The sequence below is a fragment of the Campylobacter sp. TTU-622 genome (assembly GCF_016598965.1).
Classification (GTDB): Bacteria; Campylobacterota; Campylobacteria; order Campylobacterales; family Campylobacteraceae; genus Campylobacter_D.
On record NZ_JAENKR010000004.1, the window covers coordinates 1 to 16980 of the forward strand.

The following is a 16980-nucleotide window of genomic DNA, read 5'->3' on the forward strand; positions in this document are numbered from 1 at the left end:
CTCTTAAATTTTTATATTCTAAAATGTTAAAAACAAAAAACAACATTGAACTTTTATCTATAATGAATGAATAGTTTAAAAGAAAAACAAGTAATGAAAAAAATAGGTATTTTTTAAGTCAAATATGTATTTATTATATGCCTATCTTATTTTTTTATTTAATATTAAAATAAATTATAAATTTTTAGCTTTAAAAAAGAAACAAAATTTTATTATAAATCAAAAAATAATACATAATATGATAGCAAAAAAAGGTTTTATAAAGAGAGAAAAATGCTTCAAGCTTTAGCTATTAAATATAGACCAAAAACTTTTGATGAACTTATAGGGCAAAAAACTGTTAGCACTAGTTTAAAATACGCACTTGACAATCAAAGACTTGCTCACGCTTATCTATTTTCTGGCTTGCGTGGAAGTGGAAAAACTTCAAGTGCAAGAATTTTTTCGCGTGCTTTAGTTTGTGATCAAGGACCAAGCTCAAATCCTTGTGGAATTTGTAAGCAATGTTTAGCTGCACTTGAGGGTAAGCATATTGATATTATAGAAATGGATGCAGCAAGCAATCGTGGCTTAGAAGATATTCAAGCTTTAATTGAACAAACTAAATACACCCCGTCAATGGCAAGGTTTAAGATTTTTATTATCGATGAAGTTCATATGCTTACTTCTCAAGCTGCAAATGCACTACTAAAAACCCTAGAAGAACCTCCAAGCTATATAAAATTTATTTTAGCAACAACGGATCCTTTAAAATTACCAGCAACTGTTCTTTCAAGAACTCAACATTTTCGCTTTAAACAAATTTCTCAAAATGATATCTTTAATCATCTTAAAGAAATTCTTATGAAGGAAAATGTAAATTACGAAGATGAAGCTTTAAAATTTATAGCAAGAAGTGGTAATGGTTCTTTGAGAGATACTTTAACTTTACTTGATCAAGCTATTATCTTTTGTGAAAATAATATCAGTGTTACTAAAATTACTGATATGCTAGGTCTTTTGGATCCTTTAAAAATAAAGGAATTTTATAATAGCATTTTGAAAAAAGATGAAGGAAAAGTTTTTGAATTTTTAAAAGAATTTCAAGATTATGAAGCCTCAAATGTTATTGATGAAATGCTTTTTTATCTTAAGGAAAGTTTTTTTTCAAAAAGCACTGAATTTTCTACTTTAATTTATGAAAGATTCTTTAGGATACTCTCACGTGCTAAAAGTATAACTAGTGATGATGATGGATTTACACTTTGTGTTATGGCTTTTATGATGATGGAAGCAAGCTATTTAAAAGAAATTGATGAAAAAATTAATGAATTTAAAATTAATAATAAAAAAGAAGAAAATAATTATTTAAAAAGCTCCATACAAGAAAATAAAAGCCCTATAGAACAAGACAACAATCATAAAAACCCTTATGAAATATTAACCGATCTTATCTATGATAGAGATTATGATCTTGGAGAATGCTTTAAAAAAAATACGAAATTTATAAATTATGAAAATGAAATTTTAGCCATTACTTCAAATGCACAAGGAGAAGATAGAGATAAGCTTAATAAAGGTTTTAAACTTATACAAGAGCTTTTTAAAACTAAATTTGGAGCAAATGCTAAGATTTCTGTACAAAAAGAAATTTTTATAGATGAGAGTAAGCTTCAACCTATTACTCAAGACTTATCAAATTCACAAAATAAAAAAATAGATATTAATTCGCAATTTGATGAATTTAAAAAAGACGCTAAAAAATTTGATCCTTTAGAAGATACTAAAAATGCTTTAAGAGATTGTTTTGGAGAACCCAAAATAGAGAATTAATTTATATTTTACAATAAAAAAATCTCTTATACTATTTAAATTTTCTCAAAAATAAAAAATAATAAAATTTATATTTAGCCTTAAAGCTAAATATTTTTTAATCTTAAAGAGTTTAAAACAACAGCTATAGAACTAAAGCACATAGCAAGAGCTGCAAGATGAGGGTTTAAAGTGATATAGGGCACAAAACCAGCTGCTATAGGAATACAAAGAGAATTATAAAAAAAGGCCCAAAAAAGATTAAGTTTAATTATATTTCTAGTTTTATGAGAAATTTTAAAACAATAATCAATTAATCCTAAATCATCTTTTATTAAAATAAAATCTCCTGATTCTTTTGCCAAATCATTTGCTTTAGCAAAACTAATGCCAATATCCGCTAAATTTAAAGATGGAGCATCATTTATACCATCTCCAACAAAAACTATAGGATTTTTGTTTTGTTTTTTTTGTATAAAATTAAGCTTTTCATCTGGTTTTAAACTTGCATAAAATTCGTCAATGCTTAATTCTTTAGCTATTTGTTTAACACTTTTTTCATTATCCCCACTTAAAATAATGCTATGAATTTTTTTCTGTTTTAAAGATAATATAAGTTCTTTTGCCTCCTGTTTTAAAGTGTTGCTTAAACACACTCCGCCTAAACATTCTTTATCTTTAGCAAAATACACATAAACAGGTGCTTTATCTAAAAATTTTTCAAAAAATTCTTTAGTTTTAGATATATCAACGCCCTTTTCTTGTAAAAATTCTTCATTTCCTGCGAAATAAATAGCATCTTCTCCTTGATACTCTAAACCTTTTCCAATATGCATTTTAACTTCACCTTTTAAGCAAGTGTTTAAATTTAAATTTTTAGAAATAGCTTTTGCTATAGGATGAGAACTAAAACTTTCTATTTGTGCAAGTAAATTGAAATTTTCTTCACTAAGATTATGCTTATAAATTTTAAGTTTATCTTCAGTTAAAGTGCCTGTTTTATCAAAAACTATCTCTTTAATTTGATTTAAATTCTCTAAAGCACTAGGATTTTTAATCAAAATAGATTTTTTAGCAGCATTTGCTAAAGCTACCACTATAGCAATAGGTGTTGCAAGTCCTAAAGCACAAGGACAAGAGATTAAAATAACAGCACAACCATATAAAAAAGCTTCATTAAAACCTGATTTTAAACTCCAAAAAATAAAAACTATACTTGCGATAATTATAATAAAACCCACAAAATAAGCTGAAATTTTATCAACTAAAGTCGCAATAGGTGTTTTAATATTGCCTGCTTTAAAAATAAGATCTTTAATTTGTTCTAAAGTGCTATCCATAGCCTTTTTGCTTACCCTAATTTTTAAAAAACCATTTAAAACAATACTTCCTGCACTAACTATGCTATCTTTTTGTTTTAAAACTGGTAAAAATTCTCCTGTTAAAAAACTTGTATCAAGCTCAGCTTTACCTTCTATAACTACACCATCAGCAACTATACTTTCACCTTCTTTTACTATAAGAATATCATCAACTTTAACAAAAGAACTTGGAATTTCTTTAAGTTCATCATTAATTAAAATTTTAGCTTTTTTTATACTGAGACTATTAATTTTTTTTTGATAATCTTGAGCTTTAAATTTTACATATTCTTCTAAAAGTTTTCCAAACAAAACAAAACTTATAATCATGCTTGCACCACTAAAATACAGATGTTCATCTTTTTCAAAAATCTTAAAATATACGAGCAAAGAATACACAAATGCCATAAAAGAACCCAAAGCTACTAAAGTATTCATATCTAAATTTTTATATTTTAATCCTTTAATGGCATTGATAAAAAAAACTCTCCCGCAATAAAAAATAGCAAAAATACTAATTAACAATTGCATATCTTTAGAAAAAGAATTCTTTACAAACATTTCAAAATACATAATCAAAATACTCAAAATTGCACTTAAAAAGAAATTAAGTTTCATTTTAGAAAATTGCTTAAGTTTATATTTCTCTAAATCTTGTTCTTCATCTAAAATTTCATATCCTAAATTTTTTATTTTTTTAAAAAGTTCATTTTTTACTTTTTCATTTTCAATCAGAAAAACACCACTTGAATTTACATAAGAAATACTTGCATCTTTAATGCCTTCGATTTTTTTACTTATCTTTTCAATAGAATTAGCACAATTAACACAAGTCATTTTTTCTATTTTGATTTTTAATTCTTGCATTAAAGCTCCTCTAAAATCTCAAAACCTAAATCTTTCATTTCTTTTTTAAAATCTTCTATTTTTTCTTTATTGATATTAACTGCAACAACTCTTGGTGTAACATTTAAATCAACTTCTATTTTTCCAAATTCATCCTCTAAAGAATTTTTAATTAAATTTGCACAATTTTGACAATTAATATTAGCAACTTTAAATTTCATTTTAACTCCTTAATGGTTGTATAGTAATATGTCCTATTTTAAATTTTTCTAAAAGAATTTTAGATATTTTTTTATAAATTTCTTCAAATTCATCTAAATTATTTATAGAAAGTTTTAAATGCATAAAAGCAACAAACATTTCATTTGTAATTTCTATAATATGCAAATCTACCACTTCTAAAATTTCATTATATTCTAATAAAGTTGTTTCAACATCTTTTATATCTACAGGAGAGCTTTCAAGCAAAATATTAATACTTTGTTTTAATAAGGAAATAGACCATTTTAAAAGCAATAAAGATAATATTATAGCCAAAATCGTATCAATATAAACAATCCCTGTAAAATAAACTATAATTCCACCGATTACAACACATAAAGACCCAAATAAATCACTTAGCATATGCAAAAAAGCTGATTTCATATTGATATTATCCAAATTTGCGTATTTAAACATCATAAAACCATTAATCGCATTGACCAAAAGTCCAATAAATGCTACTATAATCATAGTTTTTGCATCAATTTCTACTGGATTTAAAAGTTTATTTATAGCTTCATATATAATAAAAATTGCTGAAAAAATAATACTTAAAGCATTAATAAATGCTACTAAAATTTCAAGTCTAAAATATCCAAATGTTTTTTGCTTGTTTTTAAAATTTTGAACAGCAATGATAGCTATATAACTAAGAAATAGAGCAAAAACATCAGAAAACATATGCAAAGTATCACTTAAAAGTGCTAAAGAATTTGAAAGCAATGAATAGATAAATTGCACAATCATCATAGAACCTGTCATAAACAAAGAAATCATTAAAATTTTTTTATCTGTATTTCTTGCATCAAAATGAGAGTGATGCTCATGATTATGCTCGTGAGCGTGAGAACAAAAATTTGTTTTTAATAATGGCTTATGTAAAAGATATTCTTTCATTTTTCTCCTTATTTTTCCATATAATTATAAATATGACCATATAAAGTTTTAACTTTTATAGTCTTAAAACCCATTTTTTCATAAAGACTCTTTGCCTTTTTATTATGTTCTTCAACAATTAAAGAAAGTTTTTTATTTTTTTCTAAAGCTTTCTTATAAGCGTATTCTATAAGTTCTTTAGCTATACCCCTGCCTCTTGCTTTTTCTTCTACGCTTATACTATCAAGATAAAATTCATTTTCACATTCTTTTAAGACCTTTTTATTTAAAGGATTTAAAATCTCATTTAAAGGTTTATCAAGTTCATCAGCTAAGGCTCCATCATAGCAACAAAGTGCTGCTAAAATTTCTTTATTTAGCTCATATATATAAATATTTTTATAGCTTAAACGATTATTTTCTTTCTCATAAAATTTACAAAGCGTATTAATGGCTTGATCATAATCATTACAACCGCTTAAATGATATATCATATCATCCATAGCTTTTGCTAATAAAATTATAACTTTTCTTGCCTCTTCTTTTTTAGCTTTGCGGATCATTCTTAACCTTTTAAAAACAAATTTAGAGATATTAGTTTATACTTTTATCTTTAAAAAAATATAAGAAAGCGAGAATTATGGGACGAGCATTTGAATACCGCAGAGCTTCAAAAGAAGCAAGATGGGATAAAATGAGCAAACTTTTTCCTAAGTTAGCAAAAGCAATACAAGTTGCCGCAAAAGAAGGTGGAATAGATCCTGATATGAATCCTAAATTAAGAAGTGCTATTGCTACAGCAAAAGCCAATAATATGCCAAAAGATAATATTGATGCAGCAATTAAAAGAGCGAGCGGTAAAGATAGCGCTGATATTAAAAATATCCACTATGAAGGCAAAGCTCCTCACGGGGCTTTAGTTATAGTTGAATGTATGAGTGATAATCCTACTAGAACGGTTGCAAATGTTAAAGCAATTTTTAGCAAAAATGGTGGAGAAATTTTACAAAATGGGTCTTTAGGTTTTATGTTTTCTAGAAAAGCAGTATTTCATCTTGAAAAATTTAGTGGTGATTTGGAAGAACTTGAACTTGATTTAATAGATTCTGGACTTGAAGAACTTGAACAAAATGATGAAGAATTAGTAATCAGTGGAGATTACACCTCTTTTGGAGAGTTAAGTACTGCTATAGAAGCTAAAGGTTTAACTCTTAAAAAAGCAGGACTTGAGTATATCCCAAATAATCCTATAGCTTTTAGTGAAGAACAACTTTTAGATATAGAAAAACTTCTTGATAAACTTGATGATGATGATGATGTTCAAGCTGTATATACAAATATAGAATAAGGAGAGAAAATGCTTAAAACAATAGATACAAGCAAAGTTGAAGAATATAAATTTGCTCTTATAGAAACCGAAAAAGGGGTAATGAAACTTAAGCTTTTTGGAGATGAGACTCCTCAAACAGTTTGTAATTTTGCAAATTTAGCAAATGAAAATTTTTATAAAGATTTAACTTTTCATCGCGTAATATCAGATTTTGTTATACAAGGGGGTTGTCCTAATGGTACAGGTACAGGCGGACCTGGATATAAGATAGCTTGCGAATGCGATAATCAAAAACATAAACACGAAAGAGGGAGCTTATCTATGGCTCACGCTGGGCGTGATACAGGTGGATCACAATTTTTTATTTGTCATAGCCCACAACCTCATTTAGATGGAGTACATACTATTTTTGGACAAATTGATAAAGATGATAAAGAAAGTTTAAAAGTCTTAGACTCTATTAAACAAGGAGATAAGATTATAAATATTAAAATTTTAAAAGAAATAAAATAATTTATCTTTGCTTATTTTAAGCAAAGATAAAATTTCATAATAGTTTTGCTATATTTAATCCTATTAAAGCTACTATATAAGCACTTATACAAGTAAAGAGAAATAAATAAATTGTATATTTTGTTTTTCCACTTTCTTTTGAAAATACTATAGTTGCAGCAAAACAAGGATTGTAAATCATTACAAATAAAATAAAAGCTACAGCACTAGGAAAAGAGACACTTTTAGAAATAATACTTCTTAAATCTTGACTATTTTCATCAATATCATCCCCTAAAGAATAAAGAACTCCCATTGTAGAAATCATAGTTTCTTTAGCAGCTAAACCACTCACTAGAGCAACACTAAGTCTCCAATCAAAATCTAAAGGAGTAAAAACAGGCTCTATTGCTTTACCAAATTGACCAAGATAACTTTGCTCAACAACTGCTTCATTTCGTTCTTCATCTAAACCTTGAACCCTTTCTCTTGGAAAATTACTAGCAAACCATATAAATAAAGATGCCAAAAGTATAAAGGTTCCTGCTTTTTTAAGATAAGCTTTAGCTTTATTAATAACCATAAAAGCAACCAAACTCCAATTTGGCATACGATATTTTGGTACTTCCATAACAAAAGGTTCATTTAATCCTTTAAAAGCGGTAATTCTTAAAAGTTTTGCTGCAAAAAGACCTAAAATAGCACCCAAAATATAAATTCCAAATAAATAATTTCCAGCCTTATCACTTGGAAAAAAGGCTCCTATAAATAAAACATATACAGGCAAACGTGCCCCGCAACTCATAAAATTAATAACAAAAAGAGTTAAAAGTCTATCTTTTTTATTTTTTAATGTTCTAGTTGCCATAAAAGCGGGCACAGAACAACCAAAACCTGTGATAAGCGGAATAAAACTTTTTCCATGTAAGCCAAATTTATACAAAATACCATCAAGTAAAAAAGCAACTCTAGCCATATAACCAGTTGTTTCTAAAAGTGCAATTCCTAAAAATAAAATAATAATATTAGGTAAAAATAATACAACAGCGCCCACTCCATTTATAACTCCATCACTTAAAGCTGAAGCGAGTAAAGGATTGGATATATGTTCTTTACAAAAATCACCCAACATACCAAAACCTTCTTCAATATAATCCATAGGAATTTGCCCTAAAGTAAATGTAAGTTGAAATAAAAACCACATTAAAAATAAAAATATAGGTAATCCAAAAAAGTGATGAATTAAAATTTTATCTATTTTTTTACTTAAAGGGCTAAAATTTGAAGATTTTACTATAATTTGAGAATATACATTACTTGCATATTGTATTAAATTTTCTTTTTGTATGCCATTTTGACAAAAATGTGAATAAAAATCACTCTTAACTCTAAATTTACTCTCATAAAGCAATACAACTTTTTCAAGTAAAAGATCTAAATTTTCCTTAGTTTTAGCACTTACTTGTAAAGCTGGTATTTTAAATAATAAATTAAGTTTTTTAATATCAATCTCAATGCCTTCTTTTTTTGCTTCATCGCACATATTTAATGCAAGAAGCATTTTTTTATTTAACAATAAAAGCTCAGAACTTAAAATAAGATTTCTTTCCAAATTTGTAGCATCTAAAACATTTATTATAATATCATATTGCTCATGATCTAAAAAATAGCGTGTAATTTTTTCTTCTTCACTATAACCATCAAGAGCATAAGTACCAGGCAAATCTATAATTTCAATTTCATAATCTTTATAGAAAGTTTTTGCACTCGCCTTTTCTATAGTAACTCCACTAAAATTTGCCACCTTCATATTTGCTTTACAAAGCTTATTAATAAGCAAACTTTTTCCAACATTTGGTTGTCCTACCAAAGCAACTTTTATTTGTTTCATGCTAATTGTACCTCGATTGTTTCTGCTTCACTTGAACGTAAAATTACACAAGTTGTTTCAAGTTCTATCATAATAGTAGCATTCTTCAAAGAAGATCGTATCTTAGTAAGATTCTTATTTTTTGTAAATCCAAAACTCAAAAGTCTATTTAATAACTCTTTATCGGCATTTATATTTTTGACAATAGCCTTTTGACCATCTTTTAACTCATTAAGATTCATAATGACTTCCTATATAAATGATAATTGATATCAATATTATAGTAATAATGCTTAAATAAAGTTAAATTTTTAAAAAATATAAAATAAATTTTTAAAAAATAAACTATAAAATAAGTATTTTAATATCTAAATATAAAGATTGATTTTAACTTCATTTTATTTTTATAAATCAAATAAAATCATTTATCTAATTGATAGTTTTTCTCTACATTCTTTTATATATTTTTTAAGATTATCTTCTTTTATAAGAGCTTCTCTCATACAAATACCAGCTATATTTAAATTCTTAAATTCAGAAATATTATTAAGATTAATACCTCCTATAGCATAAAGAGGAATTTTGCTAAATTCAAGCAAATCTTTTAAAAATTCCAAGCCCCTAGGAGCAAGTTCGATTTTACAAGAACTTTCAAAAATATGTCCTACAAAGGCATAATTTACTTTAAAATTCATAGCCTCTAAAAGCTCTTCTTTACTATGCACAGAAGTTCCTAAAATATGAAAATATCTTACAATTTTTGGATCTTTTCTTAATAAGCTAAGCGGGGTATGAAAATATCTATGCCCTAATTTTAAACACTCTCTATCAAAAAAATGCAAAAAACAAGTAACTTTTTCTTTAGCACAAATAGCTAAAACTTCTTTAGCTAAATCGTAATACTCAAATTCACTAAGATCTTTTTCTCTTAAAACTATAGCATCAACTTTAGCTTTTGCAAGTTTTTCGATATATTTTAAAAAATCACCCTCAATACATTTTCTATCACTAATAGCAATAATTTTTTTATCCCACATAGATACTATCACTCATCACAGCCTGTAAATTTGATTTTTTAAGCATAGTTAAAATTTCATTTATACTTCTTTTATCTGAAATTTCAAATTGCTCATCTCCTTTTTTATTACCCTGATGCTCACCTATCCCCACACTTACTCCAGCGCTCATTTTGTTTGCTCCAAATTTCACTACCTCATCTCTAAAGCCTTTTCTTTCACGACTTGAAATAACAATTGTTGCATAAGGTAAAAAAATCCTATAAGCACAAAGAACTTGAAAAAGTCTTTTTTCACTCACATCTTTTGAATCTATTTTAGCATTATTAATTATGGGTCTTAAACGCGGAATCGAAAGAGAAATTTCAGCCCACGGATATCTTTGTTGTAAAAAATGCGCATGGAGAGCTGTAGCAAGTGCATCTTTTCTAAAATCATCAATCCCTAAAAGTGCCCCAAAAGCAACTCCTCTCATACCTGCTCTTAAAGCTCTTTCTTGCGCATTAAAACGATAAGGAAAAATACGTTTTTCACCATCTAAATGAATTTTAGAATATTTTAAAGGATTATAAGTTTCTTGAAAAATAGTTACATAATCACAGCCATTTTCATGTAAAATTTTATACTCATCTTCATTTAAAGCATAAATTTCAACTCCTACAACCTTAAAATATTCTCTAGCTATTTTACAAGCACGAGCAATATATTCTACGCTTGCAAATTCTCTGCCTTCACCTGTTAATAATAAAATTTCTTGTAATCCACTTTTAGCAATTGCTTGCATTTCTTTATGAATTTCATCTTCATTAAGTTTTGCTCTTGTAATTTTATTTCCTTTTTGAAAACCACAATAAACACATTTTGAATTACAATAATTTGACAAATAAAGTGGAGTAAAAAGCAAAATCGCATTTCCAAAATATTTTTGCTTAATTTTGGCAGATTTTAAAGCAAGCTCCTCTATAAAGTCTTCTGCTGCACTTGAAAGCAAGGCTTTTAGATTTTCTATGCTTAAATGCACGGAATTTAATGCATTTTTAACATCTTTAGCACTATATTTATTCTCATCATAAGCTTGAACCTCGCTTAAAACCTTGGTTAAAATTTCACTTTCTATCTTTCGCATATGAGGTAAGTACTCCATACAATCTTGCATTAATTAATCCCTTTTAATAACTTCAATGAATAATTCGCAAGGATTAATTTTAAATTGCAACATATTTGCACTCAATCTTCCATTATCTCCACCTTTTCTTTGCATAGTAATTTTACCAATTTTTAAACTTCCCCTGTCTGTAATAAGCACTTCCCCGCTATAAAAATTTATTACTTCATTAATGGGTTTTAAAAGCCATTTTAAATCTTGTTTTTCAATCTTTAAAATCACTAAAAACCATTCGCTAGCAAATTGTCCCCTACCTTTTAAAATATCATTAACAACCAAGGCTTGATTTTTAATAAAGAAGTTTATAACCTGCTCTTGCTCTTCTTTTGTGAATTCAGTTAAAAACATTCTTCTTTTATCTTTAGGATTTTTTATTTTTGGGCTTTTTTCACCTGTAAAGTACTGTAAAATTTCCAAAAGTTCATCAGGAAAATTCCACAATTCATTATAATTTTTCAACCATCTTTTATCAACTTGATTAAAGCCTTGTGGATTTGACACTAATTTTACTTGTATATTTTGCACATCTTGTAAATTCTGCAATTTAATTTGCACTAAAATAACAACTTGAACATCAGCTTTAAAACCTCCTTTAATTTTTTGTGCCTTCACACTTTGAATATCTCTTAAATTATACTTCATAGCTTTTAGCCAAGATTGTGCCAAAGTATCATTTTGCCAATTATTAAAAGTATTAACTACGAAATTTTCATTTTTAAAACCATTTTTAGCTGTATTTGAACCAAGCTCTACCTTATTCATCAATTTGCTCCCTTAAACTTTTAGCAATACTTTCTACCACATTTACGCTCATTGCATTGCCACATTGTCTTAATATATCGCTTTGTTTTATATTTTTTATTTTATCTTCTAAATTACTTATTTTTCCAAAACCTTGAAGTTTTAATGCTTCAATCTTGCTTAAGATATAAAAATTTTTATTATAAACATATAAAATTCCTTGCCTATCTCTTCTAAGTGTTGGAATTTTGCCTTGATAACATCTTAAATCACTTTGTCTAGTATCTAATATCAAAAAATCATTTTTTAACAATTCTTCTAGACAAAAACGATTTTTATTGTATTTATTTTGTAAATATCTTAAAAAAGTTTCATATTTGTTTTTATTTAAAATATTTTCATCACTAGGATTTAAAAAATCTTTTATATTAGGCTTTTTTTTCTCTTTAAAATCAAATTTAAAAATCCTATTTAAAGATTTTTTTATTCCTATAAAATAAACCCTTTCCCTACTTTGAGCCAAAGAAAAATCAAGACTATTTAAGAGCTTTGTGCTTACCTCATAATCTAAAGACTTTAAAAGTTCTAAAATTTTTTGAAATGTTTGTCCTTTATCGTGATTTAATAAACCTTTTACATTTTCAAGTATAAAAAAATTAGGTTGCTTTATCTTTAAAATATCTGCTAAATAAAAAATAATCTGTCCTTTTTCTTTATTATCCAAACCCTCTCTTTTACCAGCAATACTAAAACTTTGACAAGGAAAACCACTAATTAACAAATCAAAATCAGGTAAAATTTCAGGATTAATTTTAGTTAAATCACCTAATTCAAGCTCATTTTTAGTATCAAATAATTTTTTATAAGTTTTTATAGCAGCCTTGTCAATCTCACTAAAAGCTATACAAGTAAATCCTGCTTTTTCCAAGCCAAGTCGCCCACCGCCAATACCACTACAAAAATCAATAAAAGTCAAATAATATCCCCTTTAATCTAATCCCTTAAAAAGCCTGTTAATGGAGAACTTGCTTTAGCTTCACTTACACTTGCTAAGCCTGCTAAATATCCCACTCTTCCTGCCTGAGTTGCCAAAGAAAAAGCTTTTGCCATTAAAGCGATATCTTTTGCTTCAGCTATGGCTGTATTTATCATCACTGCACTTACTCCCATTTGCATGGCTTCACAAGCTTGTGCAGGGGTTCCAATGCCTGCATCAACAATAATTGGTAAATCAATCTCATTAAGTAAAATTTGTATAAATTCCTTAGCACATAGGCCTTTATTACTCCCAATAGGTGCAGCTAAAGGCATAATAGCCGCAGCTCCTGCATCTCTCATAGCTCTAGCCGCATAAAGATCAGCATGCATATAAGGTAAAGGTGTAAAACCCTCTTTAGCTAAAAGCTCGCAAGCTTTAATTGTTTCATAATTATCAGGCAATAAATACTTACTATCACTTATTACTTCTATCTTTATAAGCTCTCCACAACCAAGTTCTCTTGAAAGTCTTGCTATACGCAAAGCTTCATTAGCGTTTCTTGCGCCTGAGGTATTGGGTAAAAGCGTGATATTTTTAGGAATAAAATCAAGTATATTTTCAACATTTCCAGTATAAGCTCTTCTTAAAGCTAAAGTAATGATCTCTACTTTTGCCTCATCAATAGCTGATTTTATAAGATCGAGTGAAAATTTACCTGAACCTAATATAAAACGACTTTGAAATTCATATTTTCCTATCTTTAAAATATCATTCATCATTATTTCTCGCTAGAAGTTCTAAAACTAAATTAGCCTGATGAGCTGCACAAATATTTACACGTGGAGCCATAAGTCCATTGCCTACTTTAGCCCCATTTATCAAATCTCCACAAACATAGAAATTTTGTGCTATCTTTCTTGTTTGTATGCTATTACTATCTCCGTATCCTGCAAGACCTGAAGCACAAATTAAAGTTTTATCTGGAAAATATTTATGAAAATTTTGTGCTATCATAGCTTTTGCAAGTGCAGTATCAAAAGCCTCACAAACTATATTTATATCTTTAAATAAAAGCTTTAAATTATTTTCATCTATCTTCAAAGTGCAAATTTCAATACTAATATAAGGATTTATCTCGCTAATTTGTTCTTTTAAAGCTTCGGTTTTAAATTTACCCAAATCACTTACACGATAAGCTTGACGATTAAGATTACTAGGTTCAACTATATCAAAATCTATAAGTTTTAAATGCCCTATACCACTACGTGCAAGCATTATGGCTATATGTGATCCAAGTCCGCCAAGCCCACATACTGCTACACTTGCTTTTTTAAGTTTATCATGAAGCTTTGGAGTATGGCGTGATCTCATCATGGCATCTAAAGCATCTTTAGGTGGCATAACATTTTTTTCTATACAAAAAAGCTCATCATTTTCATTTAAATTTATATTTTCCTTTGTTGCAAAACCATTTACTATCCACACATCACTTTCATTTTTACTCACACTTTGAAAAAAATCTAAAGTGTTTTTATGCTCTGTTTCTAAAAACTCACCATTGAATTTAACTCTCATCAACCTCCCCCTACAAAACTTACGATTTCAGCTTTATCATTTTCTTTTAAAATTAAATTTTCAAATTCGCTTTTGGATACTATTCTTCCATTTAATTCTAAGGCAATAAATTCTATTTTTAAATTTTTTTCTTTTAAAAAATCTATAAATTTAAGCTCTTTAAGATCAAATTTTTGTCCATTTATAATCATTTTAACTCTTTTAATTCTTAATATTAAAAAATAAATATTATTTAAAAATTTTCTACGAAATCTTTATAAATTAAACAAAGCTTTTCAAATTCTTCTACGCTTACTCTTTCATTTACAGCGTGGATTGTATCATTACGCACACCAAATTCACATACGCTTACACCAAACTCAGCTAAAAATCTTGCATCACTTGTGCCACCTTTGGTATTAAATTTTGGAACTTGAGAAGTGATTTTTTGAACGCTTTGATTAATTTTTTGAACAATTTTATTATCACTTTTGGTTAAAAAAGGTTTAGAGCTTTGACTTATCTTAAGCTCATAGTTTAACCCTTCACAAATTTTTTCTACATAAGCTTTAACATCATCTACATTTGTATCTAATGAATTTCTAATATTAAACATAATTTTTAAATCATTTGGCGTTACATTACTAACTTCTAATCCTCCTCTAATATCTGTAATAACAATCTTTGAAGGATCAAATTCAGCACTTCCAGGATCTAGATCAAATCCAGCTAAAAATTTTAAAACTGGGGCAAAATCGTGTATAGGGTTAATGCATTTTTCAGGGTAAGCTACATGCCCTTGTTTACCTTTTATAATAAGCGTTGCATTAATAGATCCACGACGCCCTATTTTAATGGTATCGCCAAAATGTTTATCACTGGTTGGTTCTCCTACCAAAGCAAAATCAGGCAAAAGATCTTTTTCTTTCATAAAATTAAGAAGCTCCAAAGTTCCATATTTTGCTTCGCCTTCTTCATCGCTTGTAAGCATTAAAGAAAGTCTTGAACCATTAAATTTAGCTTCTTTTAAAGCATACACAAAAGCGGCCACGCCACTTTTCATATCTTGTGCTCCCCTTGCATAGATAAAACCATCTTTTTCTATAGGTTTAAAAGGATCGCTTTGCCAACCTTCTCCTGCAGGAACAACATCTATATGCCCACAAAAAGCTAAATGCTCGCCTTCATCTTTAAATTTTTTTGTAAGCAAAAGATTTTTGATACCTTCTTTTTCTATAAAAAAAGCTTCAAACTCGCTTAACTCCAAAGCGATAAAATTTAAAGCTCCATCATCTTTTGGTGTGATAGATTTAAATTTTAAAAGTTCTATTAAAAATTCTTTTGCATTCATTTTTTATCCTATAAAAGTTTTATAAAGTAAATTTATAGCAAAATACTCTATGATTAGAGCTGAAATAATATTGATAAATTTAATAATCCTTGCACTAAAAAAATCCTTATATCTTGCTACAAAAAAAGATAGGGCAAAGATCCAAGAAAGTATAGCTACAATAAGACCAATTACCATAGCATTAGGATGACTTTCTTTTATAGCAATACCTGCAACACTAAGCCAAAATCCTATTACAAAAGGATTTAAGCCATTTAAAAATACACCCTTTAAATAACTTTTAAACAATTTTTCTTTAAATTCTACATTTTTTAAATTTAAATCTTTATTTTTTTTCACAAGCATCAAAAAAGCCATATAGCTTAAAAAAACAAATCCAAATACAGCTAAAACCTTCATAAATATCGCATTGTCCAAAAAACCAATAAGTCCAAATTTTAAAAGAAAGAAATAAAGCATATCAATACTAAAAGCACCAAGACCTACAGCTAAAGAATTTTTAAAAACTCTAAGAGCATAAGTTAAGATCAAAATATTTACAGGTCCAAAAGGAACACTTACCCCAAAACCCAAAATCATCCCATTTAACAAAGAATCAAACATTAGCTATCTTTCATAAATTCATCTATATCTTGTGCTATTTTATCAATAGCACTTAAAATATTTTCTATATAAATTTTATCAAAAAATGTCTCTAAATTTTCATCCTTTTCATAGATATTTAAAATACTTTTTTCACACATTCTTGCATACTCACCCACGGGCAAAACAGCTCCGCTTGTGCCTATGCTTATAAAAAGTGAAGTTTGACTTAAAAGAGAGTAAAGTGTGTTATAAGCTGGGGCTGCTTCTTCAAACATAACAATATTATGCCTTAAATTTTCACTTTTGCATTTAGGGCATTTTTTATTTGCCATTAAATTATAAGCTATATTAAAAATTTCACCACATTTTAAACAACGAAGTTCAGGCAAAAAGCCATGTAAATGAATGACTTCTTTGCACCCTGCACACTCAAGCAAATCATCAACATTTTGCGTTAAAACAAAAAGATTTTTACCCCATTTTTCTTTTAATTTAGCAATTTGCTTATGGGCATAATTTGGTTTTACATTTGCAAGCTCTAGGCGTCTTGCATCATAAAAATCAAGCACTTTTTTGGGATTTTTTCTAAAGCCTGTTGCAGAGCAAATCTCCATCACATCATACTCATCCCAAAGCCCACCATTATCTCTAAAAGTTTTAAGCCCACTTGGAGCACTAAGTCCAGCTCCACTTAATATCATAATGTTTTTCATCGCTAAACCTTATAAAATTTATGAAGTTTAGCGAAAAATGCTTTAAGAA

At 27.8% G+C, this 16980-nt stretch carries 20 protein-coding genes; 4 read left to right on the forward strand and 16 right to left on the reverse strand.

All coding sequences use genetic code 11. The features are described 5' to 3' along the window. Both JG677_RS08760 and JG677_RS01080 read left to right on the forward strand, forming a co-directional pair. Positions 1-74, forward strand: a 74-nt coding sequence (locus JG677_RS08760) for a hypothetical protein (RefSeq protein WP_234284611.1), incomplete at its 5' end; no start/stop codon positions are given. A gap of 199 nt (positions 75-273) precedes the next feature. Then, the gene (locus JG677_RS01080) at positions 274-1812 is read left to right on the forward strand and encodes a DNA polymerase III subunit gamma/tau (protein WP_200284703.1); all 1539 of its coding nucleotides are present in this window, start codon (positions 274-276) and stop codon (positions 1810-1812) included. Between the two features lie 86 nt (positions 1813-1898). Here the strand turns inward: JG677_RS01080 and JG677_RS01085 are convergent, their stop codons facing one another. The 4 genes from JG677_RS01085 to JG677_RS01100 are packed head-to-tail and all read right to left on the reverse strand — an operon-like array spanning position 1899 to position 5698. Further along, positions 1899-4019, reverse strand: coding sequence for a heavy metal translocating P-type ATPase (locus tag JG677_RS01085; RefSeq protein WP_200284705.1), 2121 nt, complete (start codon positions 4017-4019; stop codon positions 1899-1901). Continuing rightward, positions 4019-4219 (reverse strand): heavy-metal-associated domain-containing protein, encoded by a 201-nt coding sequence (locus tag JG677_RS01090; protein WP_200169593.1) that lies wholly within the window; start codon positions 4217-4219, stop codon positions 4019-4021. Before JG677_RS01090 ends, JG677_RS01085 begins: the two co-directional genes overlap by 1 nt. A 1-nt stretch (position 4220) precedes the next feature. Next, positions 4221-5156, reverse strand: a complete 936-nt coding sequence (locus JG677_RS01095) for a cation diffusion facilitator family transporter (RefSeq protein ID WP_200284706.1) — start codon at positions 5154-5156, stop codon at positions 4221-4223. An 8-nt stretch (positions 5157-5164) separates the two neighbouring features. After that, positions 5165-5698 (reverse strand): GNAT family N-acetyltransferase, encoded by a 534-nt coding sequence (locus JG677_RS01100; protein ID WP_200284707.1) that lies wholly within the window; start codon positions 5696-5698, stop codon positions 5165-5167. 77 nt (positions 5699-5775) lie between these two features. Between JG677_RS01100 and JG677_RS01105 the strand changes: the two genes are divergently transcribed. Next, on the forward strand, positions 5776-6483 hold the full coding sequence (locus tag JG677_RS01105) for a YebC/PmpR family DNA-binding transcriptional regulator (protein ID WP_200169590.1): 708 nt from the start codon (positions 5776-5778) through the stop codon (positions 6481-6483). Between the two features lie 9 nt (positions 6484-6492). Continuing rightward, positions 6493-6978: a peptidylprolyl isomerase gene (locus JG677_RS01110; protein ID WP_200284708.1), complete on the forward strand. Its 486-nt coding sequence runs from the start codon at positions 6493-6495 to the stop codon at positions 6976-6978. Positions 6979-7012: 34 nt separating this feature from the next. Here JG677_RS01110 and feoB read toward each other — a convergent pair whose 3' ends face one another. The 12 genes from feoB to JG677_RS01170 form a co-directional block, all read right to left on the reverse strand. Further along, complete coding sequence (feoB, locus tag JG677_RS01115; protein WP_200284709.1) at positions 7013-8848, reverse strand: ferrous iron transport protein B; 1836 nt, start codon at positions 8846-8848, stop codon at positions 7013-7015. After that, a complete protein-coding gene (locus JG677_RS01120; protein ID WP_200217422.1) occupies positions 8845-9069 on the reverse strand; it encodes a FeoA family protein in 225 nt (74 codons plus the stop codon). Before JG677_RS01120 ends, feoB begins: the two co-directional genes overlap by 4 nt. A gap of 183 nt (positions 9070-9252) precedes the next feature. Further along, positions 9253-9864, reverse strand: coding sequence for a thiamine phosphate synthase (locus JG677_RS01125; protein WP_200284710.1), 612 nt, complete (start codon positions 9862-9864; stop codon positions 9253-9255). Continuing rightward, positions 9854-10999 carry a 2-iminoacetate synthase ThiH gene (gene thiH / locus JG677_RS01130; RefSeq protein WP_200169585.1) on the reverse strand — a complete coding sequence of 382 codons (1146 nt, stop codon included), beginning with the start codon at positions 10997-10999 and terminating at the stop codon, positions 9854-9856. The genes JG677_RS01125 and thiH overlap by 11 nt, the downstream gene beginning before the upstream one ends. A 3-nt stretch (positions 11000-11002) precedes the next feature. Beyond that, positions 11003-11770: a type II restriction endonuclease gene (locus JG677_RS01135; protein WP_200284740.1), complete on the reverse strand. Its 768-nt coding sequence runs from the start codon at positions 11768-11770 to the stop codon at positions 11003-11005. Beyond that, positions 11763-12725, reverse strand: coding sequence for a DNA (cytosine-5-)-methyltransferase (gene dcm / locus JG677_RS01140; protein ID WP_200284711.1), 963 nt, complete (start codon positions 12723-12725; stop codon positions 11763-11765). Before dcm ends, JG677_RS01135 begins: the two co-directional genes overlap by 8 nt. 17 nt (positions 12726-12742) lie before the next feature. Next, complete coding sequence (locus JG677_RS01145; protein WP_200169584.1) at positions 12743-13507, reverse strand: thiazole synthase; 765 nt, start codon at positions 13505-13507, stop codon at positions 12743-12745. Next, entirely contained in the window at positions 13497-14306 is an 810-nt protein-coding gene (gene thiF / locus JG677_RS01150; RefSeq protein WP_200284713.1) for a thiamine biosynthesis protein ThiF, read from the reverse strand. The genes JG677_RS01145 and thiF overlap by 11 nt, the downstream gene beginning before the upstream one ends. After that, entirely contained in the window at positions 14303-14494 is a 192-nt protein-coding gene (gene thiS, locus JG677_RS01155; RefSeq protein WP_200217417.1) for a sulfur carrier protein ThiS, read from the reverse strand. Before thiS ends, thiF begins: the two co-directional genes overlap by 4 nt. A gap of 41 nt (positions 14495-14535) precedes the next feature. Beyond that, complete coding sequence (dapE, locus tag JG677_RS01160; protein WP_200284715.1) at positions 14536-15633, reverse strand: succinyl-diaminopimelate desuccinylase; 1098 nt, start codon at positions 15631-15633, stop codon at positions 14536-14538. A 3-nt stretch (positions 15634-15636) separates the two neighbouring features. Then, positions 15637-16236, reverse strand: coding sequence for a LysE family transporter (locus tag JG677_RS01165; RefSeq protein WP_200284717.1), 600 nt, complete (start codon positions 16234-16236; stop codon positions 15637-15639). Continuing rightward, positions 16236-16931 (reverse strand): SIR2 family NAD-dependent protein deacylase, encoded by a 696-nt coding sequence (locus JG677_RS01170; protein ID WP_200284719.1) that lies wholly within the window; start codon positions 16929-16931, stop codon positions 16236-16238. The genes JG677_RS01165 and JG677_RS01170 overlap by 1 nt, the downstream gene beginning before the upstream one ends. Between the last annotated feature and the right edge of the window lie 49 nt (positions 16932-16980).

Bases quoted from the DNA above. Each gene is read 5' to 3' on its own strand.
- JG677_RS01085 (WP_200284705.1), bottom strand. From the start codon at position 4,019: ATGCAAGAATTAAAAATCAAAATAGAAAAAATGACTTGTGTTAATTGT.
- JG677_RS01105 (WP_200169590.1), top strand. From the start codon at position 5,776: ATGGGACGAGCATTTGAATACCGCAGAGCTTCAAAAGAAGCAAGATGG.
- dapE (WP_200284715.1), bottom strand. From the start codon at position 15,633: ATGAATGCAAAAGAATTTTTAATAGAACTTTTAAAATTTAAATCTATC.
- JG677_RS01100 (WP_200284707.1), bottom strand. From the start codon at position 5,698: ATGATCCGCAAAGCTAAAAAAGAAGAGGCAAGAAAAGTTATAATTTTA.
- thiH (WP_200169585.1), bottom strand. From the start codon at position 10,999: ATGCAAGATTGTATGGAGTACTTACCTCATATGCGAAAGATAGAAAGT.
- JG677_RS01125 (WP_200284710.1), bottom strand. From the start codon at position 9,864: ATGTGGGATAAAAAAATTATTGCTATTAGTGATAGAAAATGTATTGAG.
- JG677_RS01170 (WP_200284719.1), bottom strand. From the start codon at position 16,931: ATGAAAAACATTATGATATTAAGTGGAGCTGGACTTAGTGCTCCAAGT.
- JG677_RS01090 (WP_200169593.1), bottom strand. From the start codon at position 4,219: ATGAAATTTAAAGTTGCTAATATTAATTGTCAAAATTGTGCAAATTTA.
- JG677_RS01095 (WP_200284706.1), bottom strand. From the start codon at position 5,156: ATGAAAGAATATCTTTTACATAAGCCATTATTAAAAACAAATTTTTGT.
- JG677_RS01110 (WP_200284708.1), top strand. From the start codon at position 6,493: ATGCTTAAAACAATAGATACAAGCAAAGTTGAAGAATATAAATTTGCT.
- JG677_RS01165 (WP_200284717.1), bottom strand. From the start codon at position 16,236: ATGTTTGATTCTTTGTTAAATGGGATGATTTTGGGTTTTGGGGTAAGT.
- feoB (WP_200284709.1), bottom strand. From the start codon at position 8,848: ATGAAACAAATAAAAGTTGCTTTGGTAGGACAACCAAATGTTGGAAAA.
- thiS (WP_200217417.1), bottom strand. From the start codon at position 14,494: ATGATTATAAATGGACAAAAATTTGATCTTAAAGAGCTTAAATTTATA.
- JG677_RS01080 (WP_200284703.1), top strand. From the start codon at position 274: ATGCTTCAAGCTTTAGCTATTAAATATAGACCAAAAACTTTTGATGAA.
- JG677_RS01145 (WP_200169584.1), bottom strand. From the start codon at position 13,507: ATGATGAATGATATTTTAAAGATAGGAAAATATGAATTTCAAAGTCGT.
- JG677_RS01120 (WP_200217422.1), bottom strand. From the start codon at position 9,069: ATGAATCTTAATGAGTTAAAAGATGGTCAAAAGGCTATTGTCAAAAAT.
- JG677_RS01135 (WP_200284740.1), bottom strand. From the start codon at position 11,770: ATGAATAAGGTAGAGCTTGGTTCAAATACAGCTAAAAATGGTTTTAAA.